14 protein-coding genes are annotated in these 17,823 nt (G+C 53.7%); 2 read left to right on the top strand and 12 right to left on the bottom strand.

Annotated elements, in window-relative coordinates; translation table 11 throughout:
• The 11 genes from nuoK to Q1A48_RS09015 all read right to left on the bottom strand — a co-directional run bounded on the left by nuoK (nt 1) and on the right by Q1A48_RS09015 (nt 10,951).
• A complete protein-coding gene (gene nuoK, locus Q1A48_RS09065) occupies nt 1-312 on the bottom strand; it encodes an NADH-quinone oxidoreductase subunit NuoK (RefSeq protein WP_366523396.1) in 312 nt (103 codons plus the stop codon).
• Entirely contained in the window at nt 308-832 is a 525-nt protein-coding gene (gene nuoJ, locus Q1A48_RS09060) for an NADH-quinone oxidoreductase subunit J (protein WP_299943762.1), read from the bottom strand. The genes nuoK and nuoJ overlap by 5 nt, the downstream gene beginning before the upstream one ends.
• A gap of 88 nt (nt 833-920) precedes the next feature.
• Entirely contained in the window at nt 921-1,439 is a 519-nt protein-coding gene (nuoI, locus tag Q1A48_RS09055; protein ID WP_299943759.1) for an NADH-quinone oxidoreductase subunit NuoI, read from the bottom strand.
• Between the two features lie 40 nt (nt 1,440-1,479).
• Complete coding sequence (nuoH, locus tag Q1A48_RS09050; protein WP_299943756.1) at nt 1,480-2,436, bottom strand: NADH-quinone oxidoreductase subunit NuoH; 957 nt, start codon at nt 2,434-2,436, stop codon at nt 1,480-1,482.
• Between the two features lie 7 nt (nt 2,437-2,443).
• Nucleotides 2,444-5,290, bottom strand: coding sequence for an NADH-quinone oxidoreductase subunit NuoG (nuoG, locus tag Q1A48_RS09045; RefSeq protein ID WP_299943753.1), 2,847 nt, complete (start codon nt 5,288-5,290; stop codon nt 2,444-2,446).
• A 42-nt stretch (nt 5,291-5,332) separates the two neighbouring features.
• Nucleotides 5,333-6,607, bottom strand: a complete 1,275-nt coding sequence (nuoF, locus tag Q1A48_RS09040) for an NADH-quinone oxidoreductase subunit NuoF (protein WP_299943750.1) — start codon at nt 6,605-6,607, stop codon at nt 5,333-5,335.
• Nucleotides 6,585-7,151, bottom strand: a complete 567-nt coding sequence (gene nuoE / locus Q1A48_RS09035) for an NADH-quinone oxidoreductase subunit NuoE (RefSeq protein ID WP_299943747.1) — start codon at nt 7,149-7,151, stop codon at nt 6,585-6,587. Before nuoE ends, nuoF begins: the two co-directional genes overlap by 23 nt.
• A gap of 147 nt (nt 7,152-7,298) precedes the next feature.
• Complete coding sequence (gene nuoC / locus Q1A48_RS09030; protein ID WP_299943744.1) at nt 7,299-9,104, bottom strand: NADH-quinone oxidoreductase subunit C/D; 1,806 nt, start codon at nt 9,102-9,104, stop codon at nt 7,299-7,301.
• A 47-nt stretch (nt 9,105-9,151) separates the two neighbouring features.
• Nucleotides 9,152-9,799, bottom strand: a complete 648-nt coding sequence (locus tag Q1A48_RS09025; RefSeq protein ID WP_299943741.1) for an NADH-quinone oxidoreductase subunit B — start codon at nt 9,797-9,799, stop codon at nt 9,152-9,154.
• A gap of 19 nt (nt 9,800-9,818) precedes the next feature.
• The gene (gene ndhC / locus Q1A48_RS09020) at nt 9,819-10,232 is read right to left on the bottom strand and encodes an NADH-quinone oxidoreductase subunit A (RefSeq protein ID WP_299943738.1); all 414 of its coding nucleotides are present in this window, start codon (nt 10,230-10,232) and stop codon (nt 9,819-9,821) included.
• A gap of 407 nt (nt 10,233-10,639) precedes the next feature.
• Complete coding sequence (locus Q1A48_RS09015; protein WP_299943735.1) at nt 10,640-10,951, bottom strand: hypothetical protein; 312 nt, start codon at nt 10,949-10,951, stop codon at nt 10,640-10,642.
• A 1,153-nt stretch (nt 10,952-12,104) separates the two neighbouring features.
• Here Q1A48_RS09015 and Q1A48_RS09010 point away from each other — a divergent pair.
• Together Q1A48_RS09010 and Q1A48_RS09005 are read left to right on the top strand one after the other, a co-directional pair.
• On the top strand, nt 12,105-14,288 hold the full coding sequence (locus Q1A48_RS09010) for a S9 family peptidase (RefSeq protein ID WP_299943733.1): 2,184 nt from the start codon (nt 12,105-12,107) through the stop codon (nt 14,286-14,288).
• A gap of 528 nt (nt 14,289-14,816) precedes the next feature.
• Nucleotides 14,817-14,975, top strand: a complete 159-nt coding sequence (locus Q1A48_RS09005) for a hypothetical protein (protein WP_299943730.1) — start codon at nt 14,817-14,819, stop codon at nt 14,973-14,975.
• A gap of 52 nt (nt 14,976-15,027) precedes the next feature.
• Here Q1A48_RS09005 and Q1A48_RS09000 read toward each other — a convergent pair whose 3' ends face one another.
• Entirely contained in the window at nt 15,028-17,802 is a 2,775-nt protein-coding gene (locus Q1A48_RS09000) for a valine--tRNA ligase (protein ID WP_299943727.1), read from the bottom strand.
• Nucleotides 17,803-17,823: the final 21 nt, after the last annotated feature.

Here is a 17,823-nt window from a genome sequence, read left to right as displayed (position 1 = left end):
TTACCCTCTCAGGTCGTTCAATTGATCGATATCGACGGTGTGTTTGCGGTGGTAGAACTGCAGGACCAGAGCGAGGGCTATGGCGACTTCCGCTGCCGCCAGGGTCACCACAAAAATAAACATCACCTGGCCGTCGGCATTGCCCCAGTGGGCGCCGGCGACGACGAACATCAGGGCCGCAGCATTGGTACAGATCTCGACACACATCAGCATAAAAATGACATTGCGCCGCATCATCAGCCCGGCCAAACCCAGGCAAAAGAGTGTCGAGGCCAGAAGGATTCCGGCCTCTAGCCCAGGTGCCGTCTCAATTGGCATTGCCGGATCTCCCTGTTTCTGGTTTTCGATGTCGGGCCAAGTGAAAGGCACCAACCAATCCTGCCAGCAGAAGCATTGAAGCCAGCTCCACGGCGAGGACATAGTGACTGAACAGAGCAATGCCCACCTGCTTGGGACCGATATAGTGGAAGGCCCGGACTGCAGAGAACGGAGCGCTGCTGACCAATAAAATCAGTTGAATCAGCAATAGTGCGGATAACAGGGCCGGGCCGACCCAGGTGCTGGGCTGCAACCAGGCCCGTTCCTGAACCACCGTGGAATCCCCCTGGTTGAGCATCATGATGACAAATATGATCAGCACCATAATGGCACCGGCATAGATAATGACTTCCAAAGCCGCAGCCAGGGGGGCACCATACTGGTAAAAAATAACAGCCACGGCCAGCAGGGAAGTGACCAGATACAAAAGTGCATGGACCGCGTTGCGGTGAAAAATCACCATAGTGGTAGAAAGTACCGCGATTGCCGCGGTGAGATAGAATAGGTAATTCACAAAAACCCTCCCACTGTAATGAGCATCTGCAGGTACTTTTCACGCCTGGATGAAAATCGGTATTTTTATCCAGGGGTTTGTTGACGCTTTATAGATTAAGGCTCTTTATGTCGATGGGCTCGGCTTCATTTTGTGCCTCGCCTTTCCCTTTGCCCCGGATTGCCTTGCCCGCTACCTGATAAAAACTGTAATCGTGATATTTTCCCGGACCGTCGATCAGCAGGTCTTCTTTTTCGTACACCATATTTTGCCGGTCGTATTCACACATCTCAAAATCCGGTGTCAACTGGATTGCATAGGTGGGACAGGCATCTTCACACAGGCCGCACATGATGCAGCGTGAGAAATTAATGCGAAAATACGCGGGTCGCCAGCGTCCGTCCGGATCTTCGGTTTTTTGCAGGGAGATGCAGTCCGGTGGGCAGGCCACTGCACAGAGGTTACAGGCTACGCAGCGTTCATCCCCGTTGGGGTCCCGGGTCAAAATGATCCGTCCGCGATAGCGTGGGGCCAGGTAGGGCTTTTGGTCTGGATATTGTACTGTGACATTGCGCCGAAACAGGTGCTTGAACACCAGCCACAGGCTGCGGATTTGGCTTGCGATCATCTTTTTCCTCCCGCCGGTTTTTCCTGAGGTTGGCTGGTGCTCAAGCGATCCATAGTAGTATCCCTGCGGTGGCGAGCAGATTAACCAGTGACAGGGGCAGCATCACTTTCCAGCCAAATTTCATCAGTTGATCGTAGCGGGGGCGTGGCAGGGAAGCGCGCAGCAGGATAAACAGGGCCACCAAAAATGCGGTTTTCAGGCAAAACCAGACAATGGGTGGCAGCCAGGGGCCGTGCCAGCCGCCCAGAAACAACGTGGTGATCAGTGCCGAGATCAGGATTACGGCAAGATATTCGCCGACAAAGAACATGCCGAATTTCATTCCGGAATATTCGGTGTGAAATCCGGCAGTAAGCTCGTGTTCCGCCTCGGGAAGATCAAACGGTGTGCGCCGGCTCTCAGCGATTCCGGCGATAAAAAATACAATAAACCCGAGGAACTGGGGCAGGATAAACCAGTAACCTGCCTGGGCGTCGACAATATCCCGCAGGTTGAAGCTGCCGGACAGCATCACGACACCCATCAGGCTCAATCCCATAAACACTTCATAGGAGACTGTCTGAGCGGCGGCACGCAGGCTGCCGAGCAGGGCGTATTTGTTGTTGGAGGCATAGCCACCGAGAATAATGCTGTAGACCGCAATGGAACTCATGGCGAGCACAAACAGTAATCCGATATTGAGATCCGCCACGCCGATACTGGGGGACATGGGTACGACGGCAAAGGCGATCAACATGGTGGCCATCACCACGGTGGGTGCCAGCACGAACACCGGAATGTCCGCAAAGCGTGGTATGAAGTCCTCTTTGAAAAAGAGTTTGATCATATCGGCAACGACCTGCAGGGTGCCGAAGGGGCCTACCCGGTTGGGGCCGGGCCTGTCCTGCCAGAATCCCAGAAGGCGCCGTTCCCCCCAGGTGAGTACTGCCGCCAGCAGGACTGTGGCGATCAATACACCGAAGATATTCAGCAGTGTTATCCAAAGTGGCGTGCTCATCGGTCTCTCAGTCCTCAATACTGGCGGACGCTTCCGCTGGGCGCAGGGAAGCGTATCCGGGGAGTAGGGGGGTCAGGGTTTCAAGGCCTGGCAATCCATAGGGTACGCCTACGTTGCCCGGCGGTATTGTGGGGGCTGAGCGCGCCTCGGCCCGATAGGTGCCGCAACTGGTCACAAGTTCGATCGGTTGTCCGTCGTGGATACCGGGTATTTTTGCCTCCGCCAGATTAATGAGCACAAAGGGCGCTTCAGTTGCTTCAACAATGCACTTCGACTGGTTGCTCAGTTCTCCGGAGCCAAACAGCCGATAGACCGGCTGCATCTGTACGGGGTTGGGGATGTCCGGTAATTCCTCTGTTGCTGTTTCCTTTGCAGGAGTGATCCATTCTGGCATCGGGTGTTTGGAACGTTTGATGGCCAGACCGGAAGGCCCCCCCTTACGCTCGCCGCCAATCTGTTCCTGAAATTTGTTGATAGATTGATTGGAGTTCCAGCCGGGGGACCAGATATTGGCTTGGAGCTGTGTCTTGTCAGGGTTGTGTATCCCCTCCATGCTGAAATTCATGGGGGCATCCGGGTCCTGGATGGGTGGCTCTTCCGAGACATGTTCTTGCGCATGGACAGCTGTGCGGCCACTGTAACGGCCACTTTGGCGGGCGACTTTGAGTCCATCGATACGGTAGTTTTCGTCCGGCCCGAGTACATTGAGGACCTCTAAAGTTTTGAACTCCCTGGCGATGGCTTCACTGAGATCGGTACTGTGTTTCCAACTGGTGATTTGCGACAGCGCTCCGGATTTTTCCGTACAGAATTCCACGGCATCCACCAGCCAGCGCCAGCTTTCCTGTATAAAGCCTTTGCCTTCATAAATTGCGTAAAAGCGCTGGGCCAGCCCGTTGGCGTTCACAACAGTTCCCTGGGATTCCGCCGTGGCAGCTGCGGGAAAAATCCAGTCTGCGCGCTTGGACGTGGAGTGGAACAGCGTGTCCAGGAGCACGACCTCATCGATGTGCTCAAACAAGTGCGCAAGCGATTTTCTATCCAGGCGTCTGTAGAGATCATTTTCCAATACAATCAGGGTAGTGGGTACTTCACTTTGTTCCCTTTCCCTGAGTGTTTGCAACAGCTGCTCGAGATAACCGCTTTCTCCGCTAAAAAACTGACTGAGCCCCAGGCTGTTGACTTCGTCACAGGCCAGATACAGCATAACGGGCACGGTTTTTTGTTCGCTCAAGGTGGTGGCGATTTGTGCCGCAGCATGCAGTATTTCTGCGTGCTTGCTGGAGGTTCCCGAGATGATCAGTGGATTTTTGGCGTTGCGGAGTATTTCTGCCGCATGCACAGCGATTTCCTGCTGTTGTGGTTCCAGTCCGGTCTGAGCGTTTTCTGGATTGGAAAGCAGAAGGGCCAGGGATCGGGCAAACTGTGCTACTTTTTCCGGTGTCTCAAACAGGGTGGTGGAGGCTATGTTCTCTAAATCAGTGAGTTCTGTACCGGCGAAAATAATCGGGCTGCCATTCCCCTCCAATTGTCGGACAGAAGCATCCTGCCACAGGGGGATTTTTAGTGATTGTGCTTGTTGTTTTTGACGATTGCGGGCAGCTTGGCGTATTGCCAGGGAAATACGCGGTGCGGTGTTATAGATATCCTCAGCAAGAATGAACACTGCGTCGGCGGCCTCAATTTCCGGTGTGGTCGGGCACAGGATTCGGTTGTCGCTTTGGATATTATTGACCAGCTGAAGCAACTCCTGGTCTCTTTGATTGAGGCCGGAGAAGAAATTTTCCGGGCCCACCAGCTGTCTCAGGGCGAAATTATTTTCCAGGGAGGTGCGCGGTGAGCCAATGCCGAGCATGTGTCTCCTGTTGTCTTGGGCTGCCGATATCTGTTGTGCCAAATGCAGGAGCGCTTTTTGTGGTGCGACCTCCCTGTGTAGTCGATCGCCACTTTGTGCCGTGGAGCTGATGACCGTTTCGTGTCTGGCTGAGAATACTTTCTCAATGCGTGTCGCGCTATTGATGTATTCATAGCCAAAGCGACCACGGTCGCAGAGGAAATAGCCGTTGATATCCCGGTGATAGAGGTTGATCACCCTGCGCAGTATCGGCTCGTGCCCATTGCCGGGTTCCCGTGCACCCGGAGCGGTGTTGCAGCCCACCGCGCAGTGTTCACAGATAGAGGGAGCGGTCTGCAAGTCCCACTTGCGTACAAAGTGTGCACTGAAGGTTTTATCGGTAAAGACTCCCGTGGGGCAGACTTCGACCAAGTTACCACTAAAGCCATTTTCCAGCCGCCCCTCTTCCTGGCGCCCGAAATACACCTGGTCATTCCTGCCGAGCGCTTGAAGATCCATCCCACCTGCATAGTCATCGTAAAACCGCACACAGCGATAGCAGGTAATACAGCGGTTCATTTCGTGGTTAATAAAGGGCCCCAGATATTGGTTGCGGTGGGTGCGCTTGGTGCCCCGGTAGCGGCGCAGGGTGTGCCCGGACATTTCCGTCATGTCCTGCAGATGGCACTCGCCGCCCTCTTCACAGACGGGGCAGTCGTGCGGGTGGTTGATCATCAGGTTTTCGATAATACTACCGCGAAACGTTTCTGCGGCCTCGGCCTCAATACTGTAAATGGCGCCGTCACGGATGGGGGTCATGCAGCTTATGATCAGGCGGCCGCTCTGATCCTCTTTGCCCTTGTATTCGATCATCGCGCACTGTCGACAGGCACCTACGGAGCCCATTGCCGGATGCCAGCAAAAATAAGGAATATCGAGGCCCAGAGACAGACAGGTGTTGAGCAGGTTCTGTTCTCCGTCGACCTGATATTTTTCGCCGTCAATCGTGATGGTTGGCATTGTCAGTCCGTTGTGGTTGTATCGCCTGGGTTTCGCTAAACGCTACCGGTAGGGGCAGCGGTGCTGATTTATATGGTTGAAAAAGTCCTGTTCAAAACGCACCAGAGCACTTTGTAATGGTTCCGCAGCTCCGGGTGCGAGGGCGCAGAAAGTATTGCCGGGGCCTATGCGTTTGCACTGTTCGTGCAGCAGATCGAGGTCCTCGGAGCGTCCTTCGCCCGCTTCTATACGCTGTAATATTTTCACGACCCAGGGCAGCCCGTCGCGGCAGGGGGTGCACCAGCCGCAGGATTCGCGGGCGAAAAACTGGGAGAGGTTCAGCACCAGTCCCACCGGGCAGGTCTTGTTGTCGAGCACAATTATGGTGCCGGTACCCATACGGCTGCCTGCTTTGCCGATCACGTCGTAATCCATCGGCAGGTCCAGGTGCTCGGGCCCGAGAAAATCCGTAGAGCCGCCGCCCGGCAGAAGGCCTCTCAGCCGCAAGCCGTCGTGCATGCCGCCGGCATGCTGTTCGATGATTTCCCGGATAGGTGTGCCCATAGGCAACTCCCAGGTACCAGGATTCTTGACATGGCCGCTCACACCGAACAGCTTGCTGCCGGCATCCTCTCCGCGCCCCAGTCCCCGATACCAGTCAACGCCAAATTCCACCAGATGGGGAATATTGCAAAATGTTTCTACGTTGTTGACCACGGTGGGCTTACCCCAAAGCCCGCTGACCTGGGGGAAGGGCGGCTTTGCCCGGGGAATCGCGCGCCGACCTTCCAGCGCATTCAACAGCGCGGTTTCCTCGCCACAGATATAATTTCCGGCGCTGCGATGCACGAAGATTTCCAGGCTGAATCCGCTCGCGCAGATGTCGGTACCGAGAAGCCCCTGCGCTTTTGCCTCTTCGATGGCATATTCCAGACGCTCTGCAGCCAAGTGGTATTCACCCCGGATAAAAATGTAACCGATGGAAGCGCCAATGGCGTAGGCGGCAATAGCCATACCCTCGAGCAGCAGATGGGGGTCGCGCTCCATCAGCAGCCGGTCTTTGAAGGTCCCCGGTTCCATTTCGTCTGCGTTGCAGACAATAAATTTCTGTTCCGGTGCATCTGCTCCGCGGGGGACAAAACTCCATTTGAGTCCGGTATTGAATCCCGCGCCACCGCGCCCGCGCAGGCCACCGTCTTTGACCAGATCAATAATCTTGTCTGGATCTATGGTGTGGGCTTTGCGCCAGCCCACGTAGCCCCCGTTGCCCAGGTAGCGCTCGAGATCGGTGGCGATATTCTGATCGGTGACATTTTTAGTCAGGGGATTGATCAGCATGGTATTTCTTCTTTTTTTTGATCAGATTCTCTAGGGCGGCTTCATCGAGATTGCGGAACATCTCTTCGCCGAGCATCAATACCGGAGCCTTGTCACAGTCCCCCAGGCAGGGAGCTTCCAGCAGGGTGAAGATGCCGTCTGCAGAGGTTTGTCCAGGTTGGATTTTCAGGTGTTCGCAAATGCGTTGTTGCAGGCGGTCACAGCCCTTAATCCAGCAGCTGACACTTTTGCACAGGTAGATGACCTCCTTGCCCACGGGCTGGCGAAAGATCAACTGGAAATAAGTGGCCACAGATTCCAGTTGTGCTACGGGAATATCCAGGTAGGTGGAGATCGCCTGTAGGGTGTCATCGGAAATCCAGCCACGATATTTCTGTACGATTCTGAGTGCTTCCAGCCCCACGGCTGATTTGTTCTCGTAGTGAGAAGATTCGCGATCGATTTCCTCTTTTTCCACGGCTGTGAGGCCACCGGGGCTTTTTTTTGGGTCCGCGCTGCTGTGCTCCATTACTTCAATCAATTCCGGTTCTAGTAAGCTGGACATATATGCTTCCTCGGCCGACTTCGGAGAGGCATATGTGAAGTGACTGTGCCGCTGAAATATTCTTCTGCGGCAGGGGTGTACGGCTCTCTCCCGTGCACTGGTCTCCTCCGTTGTGATGGCGGCTTGAGCCGCGCACTGCTATAGTTTTTACCGATCCACATCCGCCATCACAAAATCAATGCTGGCAATAATTGCAATCAGGTCGGCGATCAGCAGCCCCCGTGACATCAATGGAATCATCTGCAGATGCGGGAACGATGGGGCGCGAATTCGGGTTCGATATGAGGCGGTGCCGCCGTCACTGACAATCTGATAACTGTTTAGGCCCTTGGTGGCCTCTATGGGAAAGCAGACCTCGCCGGCGGGCATTACCGGGCCCCAGCTGTTATTTACAAAGTGTTGGATCAGTGTCTCGATATCCTGCATGGTGCGCCCCTTGCGTGGCGGGGTAGTCAGCGGGTGATCGGATTTATAGGGACCGGGGGGCATGTTTTCCAGGCACTGTCGAATAATGCGCAGGCTCTGCCACATTTCGTCGACCCGTACGCGGCAGCGATCAAAACAATCGCCACCATCGTAGCTGGGGATATCGAATTCATACTGGTCGTAACCGCTGTAAGGGCGCTTCTTGCGCAGGTCCCATGCCAATCCGGTGGCGCGCAGACCCGGTCCGGTCACCCCCCATTCCAGCGCTTCGGCGGTATCATAGACGCCAATCCCTCGGGTACGCTTTTGCACTAATTTGTTTTTGATCACCAAACCGTCGTAGTCACGCAGGCGGGCGGGCATGTAATCAAGAAATTCACGCAGCATTTTGTCCCAGCCCTCGGGCAGGTCCTGGGCGACACCACCAATGCGAAACCAAGCCGGATGCATGCGTCCGCCGGTGATTGCTTCGATAACGCCAAACAGTTTTTCCCGGTCGATAAACATATAAAAGACCGGCGACATCTGTCCGATATCCTGAGCAAAGGTGCCGAAGAACACCAGGTGGCTGGAGATGCGGAACAGCTCGCACAGCATCACGCGGATCACCTGAGCCCGCGGTGGTATCTGTATGCCCGCCAGCTGTTCCAGCGCGAGTAGGTAGGGCAGGTTATTCATTACCCCGCCCAGATAATCGATGCGGTCCGTATAGGGCACATAGGTGTGCCAGGCCTGGCGCTCGGCCATCTTCTCAGCACCGCGGTGGTGGTAGCCGATATCCGGTACGGCATCCACAATCTGTTCGCCATCGAGTTGCAGGGCCACGCGAAAAACGCCGTGGACGCTGGGGTGGTTGGGCCCCAGATTCAGGAACATAAATTCCGAGTCTTCACTGGCACGCGCCATGCCCCAGTCCTCCGGGCAAAACAACAGGGCCTCCTGTTCCCTGCGCTCCTTTTCCTCGGAAAGGGTATAGGGATCCACTTCGGTGGCACGGGCATGATGGTCCTTGCGCAGGGGATGCCCTTTCCAGGTCGTGGGCATCAGAATACGTTGCAAATTGGGATGACCGGTAAAATTGATCCCAAACAAATCCCAGGCTTCCCGCTCGTACCAGTTCGCATTTTTCCAAACCCCGGTGATGGAAGGCACGGACAGATTGGATTCTGGCAGGGCGACCTTAATGCTGATAAATAAATTGCGCGTGAAAGACAGCAACTGGTAAACCAGGGTAAAGTCACTGGCTGGCTGTCTCTCTTTCCCCCTTCCCCGGTTGGCCCGCAGGCGCTCGTCGATGGCGCTGAGGTCATAGAGCATGGCGAAGGGACGGGAAATCTCCTGCTTGAGGAAATGCAGCAGAGGAATCAATGCGTGGGCGTCTATCCACAGAATGGGCATATCGGGGCTATCGTGCTGCAGCCAATAATTGTGCCAGCGATACTCCAGTGCCAGGTCCCGCACAAAGACCTTGGCCTCTTTTGTATAGGGGGTCTTGCTATGCACACTTTTTGCTATGACGCCACTCATCGGGATTTCCGTTATCAGAGGTCTGTTTCTCGGCGACAACTGCGCACTTAGACTGTATCCGGCGAGCGCAAAACCGTTGCGCGCATGCGCTCTTCACGGTTCAGATCGCGCTGGCTGGGTTTGGGGGTCTTTCTGGCGCCCTGTTCGTCCACCACCCAGCTGAAGTTTCGTCGCTCGGCGGCAACCGAGGCCTGTAGTAGGGTGAGCCCCTGTAACAGCGCCTCGGGGCGGGGTGGGCATCCGGGTACGTAGACGTCTACCGGGAGAAACTTATCTACGCCCTGCACCACACTATAAATGTCATACATTCCGCCGGAGTTGGCACAGGAACCCATGGATATCACCCAGCGCGGCTCAATCATCTGTTCGTACAGACGCTGCAACACCGGTGCCATTTTTAAAAATACCGTACCGGAAATCACAATCAGGTCTGCCTGGCGTGGTGTGGCACGGATAACCTCTGCGCCAAAACGCGAGATATCGTGACGACTGGTAAAGGCGGTGGCCATTTCCACATAACAACAGGAGAGGCCAAAATTGAATGGCCAGAGTGAATTGGCCCTGCCCCAGGCAACCAGTTCCTCCAGTTTCGCCAGCAGAATATTTTTTTTCAGGTCCTCGGCAATTGCGCCTTCTTCTGCCTGGGTAGAATCTGCGGCAATCACATCCCGTGCTTTGCTAAGCTGCCAGCGCATAGTGTCTTCCTGTCTATTTTTAGCGATGATCTTTGCGGCCGACCAGGCTTTCCTGATGCCCACCCCACTCCAATGCGCCGAGGCGCCAGAGGTAAATCAGACCCACCAGCAGTATCACGATAAAAACAGTGGCCTCGATAAATCCGAGCAGCCCGGTTTCGAAAAATGCTATGGACCAGCTGAAAAGGTAGATCGCCTCCAAATCGAAGACGATAAATAAAATGGCAACCAGATAGTAGGCGACAGAAATACGCAGCCGCGCGCTACCCTGGGAGATAATGCCGGATTCAAAGGGTTCGTCGGTTGCGGGATCTCTGCGTTTTTGACCGAGAAAATAGGAAAGGCCGAGCATTAAGGCGATCAACCCAAATACGGCAAGGCAGTAAACTACAAGTGGCCATACTTCCGGGTTGAACTGGTCTGGGTGGTTCAACGTTACTCTCCCCCGAGTTTATGCCGGGACCTGGCCCGGATAAATTACTGGTACCTCGGTTAACTACACTGCGTTAAAAAGGTTTCATAGAGAGACTTTCATTTAAAATGAAAGTCTCTTGAGTAAAGCGTTCTTTTTCTCGGCGTGTGCGCAGTTTCTGAGTTCCCGGTCGGATTCTGCGAGCAGGCGCGGTTGTGTTCTTTTTATAAAGCGTTGCGGCAGATAGCGCCAGCATCACTAAAGAACGTTTGTTTCTTAGGGGTGTTTTTTTTATTTACTATAATTCTGTAATATTTAGCGACAACCGTTTTTTAGAACAAAAGGAAGGGGAAATCTAAGGAATAAAGGGTAGAGAAAAGCACGGCTGTGATGCCCTAAAGTATGGATATTGCCTCTGTATGTTGTTCTCACGCAGCAATCATCGCATCATATTGATCAACTTTCTTCCAGAATGGATCTCGTCGTCCAGCTGTTTGGGTCAGTTCACACAAGCTGAGAGCCGTCTTCGGGCCCTTTTCCTTCCAGCGTATGCGGGAACAAGAGGAGCGTTGCTGGATCAACCTGTTGCAAGCCGCCTTAGTCACGCCCGAGCCGATGGCGAAATTCGGCTTTACATTGGTTGCATAATCCATGCGTGGCATTTGGTGCTCAAAGCGGGTAATAGCCGCTTGCAACTGCTCGCGGTGCAGGCCGGGGGAATGGCTGCACGAATGATGCATACTGTCGAGTCCAGGGAGCAGTATTTTCCTACCACGCGACGTCTGATACATGTGACGCTTGAAATCCACTTCGCCATAGAGGATTTGGTAATTCCCCGATGAAAGTATGACTGTATTCCACAGGATTACAGAATACTTTTTAAGAACCTAAAAACCGGAGATAAGCTTGAGCATTGGCCTGGCAGAACTTGGTGACTGAGAAGCCCGACTGCTGCCAGACGGAATTTGCTGCTGTCAGTATTCTGCTTGTGATTCTGGTTGGGGTTGGTATCCATAGCGTGCCTCCTTGAAGGTACTGGTAAGGCAAGAGGGAAGACTACCCCTCTGCCAGGATCGTATGAGGCATGGATGCCGATTGCGAGCGTACAGGGATGTATTTACGGCGCGTCTTGGGAGGGGGATATTCTTTCCTTCCAGCCTAGTAGTAATTGAGCCGGGAGCAATTTTGCGCGTGGGATTGGGCGGGGAAAAGGCGTTGACTTAAAGATGCTTACGGCCCAGGCGAAGGATTTCTCGTATATGACGCATTGTGACTCTCAACCTGGTCACGCTCGCTCCTCCAAGAAGTACGAAACGTAGCAAAAAATATGGATAAATACTGCTTTAAGAGGAATTTCGGTTCCTCGTGAACACTGATATCAGAAAATTTGCCAAACGTGTTCACGAAGAACTGGAATAGAGGTTCAGGGTAGGCCGGAATATACCGGTAATAAAGTGGATGCAGCGACGGAGGTGGGTTTTCAATCACGATATCGAAATCTTTGAGCGTTGCAGTGGAAAGGTTAAGGTGACTGCCAGTATCGAAGGCCCGGCTGTGATTGCACATATTCTAAAACGCGTGAAACAGAAGGAAGTCTTGAGAACCGGTATGTAGCCGTACGAACTCCCGTAGGAATGCGCACTACCAGTGATGCGGTTGTTCGATGAACCTTTTCCATTTACACTGCGAGCCCGATGGGTCCCAGTTCGTGGGTCAGTCGTCCAGGTTGTTCAATGCAAGCTAAAGCCAGTGAAAATCCGTCCGATCTTCACCCGGAAATGCTACAAAAAGACAAGAAAAGGGCCGCAAATCAGAGTCTGTGCTTGCTTGTGAATGACCAAATAAGGTGTTTATTCTCCTTAAACTCACAGAGCTAGAGAGGAATCAAAATTCATGAAAATCACCACCGCAACAGTGATGCTCGCCCTTGGCCTTGTGGCTTGTGGCGAGTCTGGTGATGAAGCAGCCAAAACCGATCAGAAAGTGACAGCATCTGCAGAGCTGCCATCGGCTCCGGTTGCCAAGAAAGTACCCTACAAGATGTCCATCCATGGTCATGAACGGGTCGATAATTATTATTGGATGCGCGATGATGAACGTAAGGCTCCTGAGGTTATCGCTCATCTCGAGGCGGAAAATACCTACACCGATTCTGTTATGCAGCACACTAAGGAGTTGCAGGAAACGCTGTTTGAGGAGATGACCGGACGCCTGGAGAAAGACAAATCCACTGCGCCGGTATTTCACAATGGCTATTGGTATTACACCCGTTATCTGCCTGAAAGAGAATATGCTATCCACGCACGCCGTAAAGGTAACTTGGAGGCTACCGAGCAAGTATTGCTGGATGTCAATAAGCTTGCTGAAGACACTGGCTACTTCAGTGTTGGGCCCTTGGCGGTTTCCCCCAGCAACCAGCTGCTGGCATATCCCGAAGATAATATGGGACGCCGTGTCTATACTATTCGCTTCAAGGATTTAAAAACCGGGGAATTGTTGCCGGATAAATTGCAGAATGCGTCTCCTGTAGCGGTTTGGGCTAATGACAACCAGACCGTTTTTTATATTAATAAAGACCGTCAGACCTTGCTCGGCTACCAGGTACTGCGCCACAAGTTGGGAACGCCACAAAGTGAGGATGTTGTTGTTTATGAGGAGCGTGACAAGGCGTTCTATACCTGGATTTCAAAATCCAGGGATGGGGAGCTGGTTAATATTCACCACGATTCCACCACGACTAGCGGCCAGTCCATCCTCAGTGCTGATTCACCACAGGGAGAGTTCTCTCCTCTGTATCCGCGCGAGGAAAACCATGAATACTCAGCCCTGAAGCTTGGGAATGACTTTTATATCCTGACCAACTGGCAGGCTGAAAACTTCCGTCTGATGAAAGTCGCCATGGGAGATGTTTCGAATAAATCCAAGTGGCTTGAAGTTATCCCCCATGACAAGGCTGTGTTGCTCGAGGATTTTACCCTGTTCGACCGGCATCTTGCCGTTATAGAACGGAAAGCGGGGCAAGCAAGTTTGCGTATTATCAACCTGAAAGACAACAAAGACTTGCAGGTTGGTTTTAATGATCCGGTTTATCAATTGAGTTTAAGCGCCAACCCCAGCCCTGACTCGGATCGTGTGCGGGTTTCTTATTCCAGCTTAACCACTCCCCGCAGTATTTATGAAGCAAAGTTGGACAATGGAGAGTTGAGTTTACTCAAGCAGGATAAAGTTCCCGGTGGCTTTGACCCCGAGCACTACCAGAGCGAAGGTATCCTGATCACTGTTCGGGATGGAGTGAAAGTGCCGGTATCCCTGGTATATCGTAAGGATAAATTCAAGCAGGATGGCTCCAATCCGCTGCTGCAATACGCCTATGGCTCTTACGGTAGTACCGTTGATCCCTGGTTCCGTTCTTCAATCGTTTCCCTGCTCGATCGTGGCTTTGTTTTTGCTATTGCTCATATTCGAGGCGGACAAAAATTGGGGCGGGCCTGGTATGAAGATGGAAAAATGTTCAATAAGAAGAACACGTTTACCGACTTTATCGACGTGACCAAAGGTCTTACCAAGATGAAGTATGGCGCACACGATAAAATATTTGCATCCGGTGGCAGTGCTGGGGGCTTGCTGATGGGGGCCGTGGTGAATTTGGCTCCGGAGCTATATCGTGGTGTGACTGCAGCCGTTCCATTTGTCGATGTTGTGACCACAATGCTGGATGAGTCCATTCCCCTGACGGTCAATGAATATGATGAGTGGGGGAACCCCAATAATAAGGACAGCTATGAATATATGCTGTCTTATTCTCCTTACGACCAGATCCGGGCCCAGGACTACCCCAACCTGCTTGTGACTACCGGTTTGCATGATTCCCAAGTGCAATATTTTGAGCCCATGAAATGGGTGGCCAAGTTACGCGAGCTAAAAACCGATAAAAACCAGCTTTTATTTCAAGTAAATATGGAGGCTGGGCATGGAGGTTCTTCTGGTCGCTTCCGCCGTTACCACGAAACTGCCTTACAGTATGCATTTTACCTCGACCTTATTGGTCAGAGTGCGAACGCTACTTCCAGGGAGTAACTGGAACTTCATTTAAGGGCAGTTATAAAAATTACTTTTTTGTTGCCCATAAGCACCGAATAATGGGGGCTCCAGGGCGATAAAACCAAGGAAAACTCAATTTATAGAGATGCCCTTAAATAGAAATCCATTTCCGGGAGTTGCGGAAGTGGTGAAGGTGTAGAAAGAAAATGGTAGGTGGCAGTAAGGGCGGCAAGACTGTGTACGCCGAGAAGCCCGGGGTGATTCACTGTTCAAACTGTGCATGACACTGGGCTGCAGCAAGAATTTCTATGCAATTTTGGCACTGCAAAATATCCAGCCTGGTTGACTGGGTTTAGCTATCCCGAGGGAGCGGCGACTAAAAGCGGCCCGGTTCAGTGTTCCAATGGCGATGATACTAGCCATAATAATAGCTAGCGCTGCTGACATGAACAGTCACTATGTCCATCACCAGCACCATAACATCAGTTCCTGACCGCTGTGGTAATGTCCTGTTGCCTTGCCTTTGTGAGCAACCGGGTATGCATTATCTAATTTGAGAACCAAATGCCAGCTATGGATGATGCGGCGAATGTGAAGACAGGGTTACCGATTAATCCGGGTGTCACCGGTGGCTGGCCCGAGCGCCTGAGAGACAGGTATCTTCAAGCCGTTGTATTCCTGTTCAACAGCGACGCCCAAACAGGCAGCAGAAGCGCTGTTTGAGCGACGGTTCAATAGCCGTTTCGAAACGATCAACACCGACCCGCCTTGTGGACTAAAGCCGGCTAAGTGCTTCCAGCTGCTGCTGCAGGCGCTTCCGGGCACTTTCTGTCTCCGCCAGTTTGTCTTTTTCCCTGGACACCACTTCTGCCGGCGCCTTGCTTACAAACTTGGGGTTATTGAGTTTGCCCTGGCCTCGCTGGAATTCTTTTGTCAGCTTGTCGATTTCTTTTTGTAAGCGCGCGCTCTCGGCTTTCACATCAATCAGGCCAGCCATAGGCACCAGCAGTTCCATCTCTCCCACCAGTGCGGTAGCCGAGGTGGGAGTGGGTTCACCGGCGCCGAGCCAGGTAATGGCTTCCAGACTGACCAGCTGCATTAACAGGCTGTGAGCCTGCTCCAGCAGCGCCTTGTCCCGGATGGAACCGCTGCGCAGGATCAGCGGAATTTTCCTGGCTGGGGAGATGTTCATTTCTCCGCGGATATTGCGCACCGCTTCAACGACCTGCTTAAGCCAGGCAATAGCGGTTTCGGCTTCTTCGTCGACCTTGTGGCTATCGGCCTTCGGGTAAGGCTGCAGCATGATGGTGTCACCTGTGGCACAGGCCAGGGTTTTCACCCGCTGCCAGATTTCCTCGGTGATAAACGGCATCAATGGGTGTGCCAGGCGCAGCAGGGTCTCCAATACGCGGATCAAGGTGCGGCGTGTGCCTATCTTGATGGTGTTGGAGGCATTTTCGTCTTTGAGAATTGGCTTTGAAAGCTCCAGGTACCAGCTGCAGTACTCGCCCCAGATAAAGTCGTACAGTGTTTGCGAGGCGAGATCAAAACGGTAGCTGTCCAAGGCTTGACGCACAGAGGTTTCGGTGCGCTGCAACTGGGAAACAATCCAGCGGTCGGCGATGGTCAGTTCGAAATCGCCGTTGTTGTCCTGTCCACAGTCGTACCCCTCGCAATTTTGTAATACGTAGCGGGAAGCGTTCCAGATTTTATTGCAGAAATTGCGGAAGCCTTCGATACGGCCCACGTCGAACCGGATATCGCGACCGGTAGAGGCCAGCGAGTAATAGGTGTAGCGCAGGGCATCGGTGCCGAAGGCGGAAAAACCGTGTGGGAAATCCTTGCGGGTCAGCTTTTCAATCTTGGGGGCGTCCTGTGGGTGCATCAGCCCGGTGGTGCGCTTTTGGACCAAACGCTCCAGGTCAATGCCGTCGATCAGGTCGATGGGGTCAATCACATTGCCCTTGGATTTGGACATCTTCTGGCCGTGGCTGTCGCGTACCAGACCGTGGACATACACGGTGTGGAAGGGCACTTCCTTTTTGAAATACAGGGTCAGCATGATCATGCGCGCGACCCAGAAGAAGATGATGTCGAAGCCGGTGACCAGCACGGAGCTTGGGTGGAATGCCTGCAGTGCTTTGGTCTCTTCGGGCCAACCGAGGGTACCGAAGGTCCACAGGCCGGAGGAGAACCAGGTATCCAGTACATCGTCGTCCTGGCGCAGGGCGACATCGGCATCGAGCGTGTATTTTTCACGCACTTCCTCCTCGGAGCGGCCCACAAACACATTGCCCTCATTGTCGTACCAGGCCGGAATGCGGTGGCCCCACCACAACTGGCGGGAAATACACCAGTCCTGGAGATCGCGCATCCAGGAGAAGTACATATTTTCGTAGTTCTTCGGTACGAAGTTTACCCGGCCGTCTTCCACGGCGGCGATAGCTTCTTCCGCTAGGGGCTGGGTTTTTACATACCATTGGTCGGTGAGCCAGGGTTCGATAACGGCGCCGGAGCGGTCGCCATGGGGCACCTTGAGGGTGTGGGGCTCCACCTTCTCCAGCAGGCCGAGGGCGTCCAGGTCGTCGGCGATCTGGACGCGCGCGGCAAAGCGTTCCATACCGCGGTATTGCGCCGGCACGGCATCATTCAGGTTGGCGTCCGCGTCGAGGATATTGATAATCTCAAGACTGTGACGCTGCCCCATTTCGTAGTCGTTGAAGTCGTGGGCCGGAGTGATTTTCACGCAGCCGGTGCCGAATGCCCGGTCTACATACTCATCGGCGATAATAGGGATCTCGCGATCGGTGAGGGGCAGTTTGACGGTCTTGCCGACCAGGTGCCGGTAGCGCGCATCTTCCGGGTGTACAGCTACCGCGGTATCGCCGAGCATGGTTTCCGGGCGGGTGGTGGCAACCACCAGGTGCCCGGAGCCATCGGCGAGCGGGTAGCGGAAGTGCCACAGATGGCCCTGTTTCTCCTCGTTGAGCACTTCGAGATCGGAAATCGCCGTGTGGAATTTGGGGTCCCAGTTCACCAGGCGCTTGCCGCGGTAGATCAGGCCATCCTCGTACAGCTTGATAAAAACTTCCTGTACCGCCTTGTAGAAGCCGTCGTCCATGGTGAAACGCTCGCGCGACCAGTCCGGGCTGGCACCCAGGCGGCGCAACTGGCGGGTAATGGTGCCGCCGGATTGCGCCTTCCACTGCCACACTTTCTCGATGAACTGTTCGCGGCCCAGTTCGTGGCGCGAGGTGCCTTCCGCTGCCAGCATGCGCTCCACCACCATCTGTGTGGCGATACCGGCATGGTCGGTGCCCACCTGCCAGAGCGTGTTGTCCCCTTGCATGCGGTGGTAGCGGATCAGCGCGTCCATGATGGACTCCTGAAAGCCGTGGCCCATATGCAGACTGCCGGTGACGTTCGGCGGCGGGATTATAATGCAGAAGGGCTTGGCCTCTGTGTCGCCGCTCGGTTTGAAGTAACCGTTCTCCTCCCAGGTCTTGTACCACTTTTGTTCTATGGTGTTGGGTTGGTATGTTTTGTCCATGGGGGTGGGAAGCCTTGTGTT

The organism is uncultured Microbulbifer sp., assembly GCF_947489355.1.
Taxonomy (GTDB): Bacteria; Pseudomonadota; Gammaproteobacteria; order Pseudomonadales; family Cellvibrionaceae; genus Microbulbifer.
Note: the sequence above shows the minus strand (reverse complement) of the source record. Positions and strands in the feature narration are given on the sequence as shown.

Excerpts from the sequence above, each read along its gene's own strand:
- nuoI (WP_299943759.1), bottom strand. The coding sequence starts at position 1,439 with ATGATCGCAAGCCAAATCCGCAGCCTGTGGCTGGTGTTCAAGCACCTG.
- nuoH (WP_299943756.1), bottom strand. The coding sequence starts at position 2,436 with ATGAGCACGCCACTTTGGATAACACTGCTGAATATCTTCGGTGTATTG.
- nuoG (WP_299943753.1), bottom strand. The coding sequence starts at position 5,290 with ATGCCAACCATCACGATTGACGGCGAAAAATATCAGGTCGACGGAGAA.
- nuoF (WP_299943750.1), bottom strand. The coding sequence starts at position 6,607 with ATGCTGATCAATCCCCTGACTAAAAATGTCACCGATCAGAATATCGCC.
- nuoE (WP_299943747.1), bottom strand. The coding sequence starts at position 7,151 with ATGTCCAGCTTACTAGAACCGGAATTGATTGAAGTAATGGAGCACAGC.
- nuoC (WP_299943744.1), bottom strand. The coding sequence starts at position 9,104 with ATGAGTGGCGTCATAGCAAAAAGTGTGCATAGCAAGACCCCCTATACA.
- Q1A48_RS09025 (WP_299943741.1), bottom strand. The coding sequence starts at position 9,799 with ATGCGCTGGCAGCTTAGCAAAGCACGGGATGTGATTGCCGCAGATTCT.
- Q1A48_RS09015 (WP_299943735.1), bottom strand. The coding sequence starts at position 10,951 with ATGCATCATTCGTGCAGCCATTCCCCCGGCCTGCACCGCGAGCAGTTG.
- Q1A48_RS09010 (WP_299943733.1), top strand. The coding sequence starts at position 12,105 with ATGAAAATCACCACCGCAACAGTGATGCTCGCCCTTGGCCTTGTGGCT.
- Q1A48_RS09005 (WP_299943730.1), top strand. The coding sequence starts at position 14,817 with ATGCCAGCTATGGATGATGCGGCGAATGTGAAGACAGGGTTACCGATT.
- Q1A48_RS09000 (WP_299943727.1), bottom strand. The coding sequence starts at position 17,802 with ATGGACAAAACATACCAACCCAACACCATAGAACAAAAGTGGTACAAG.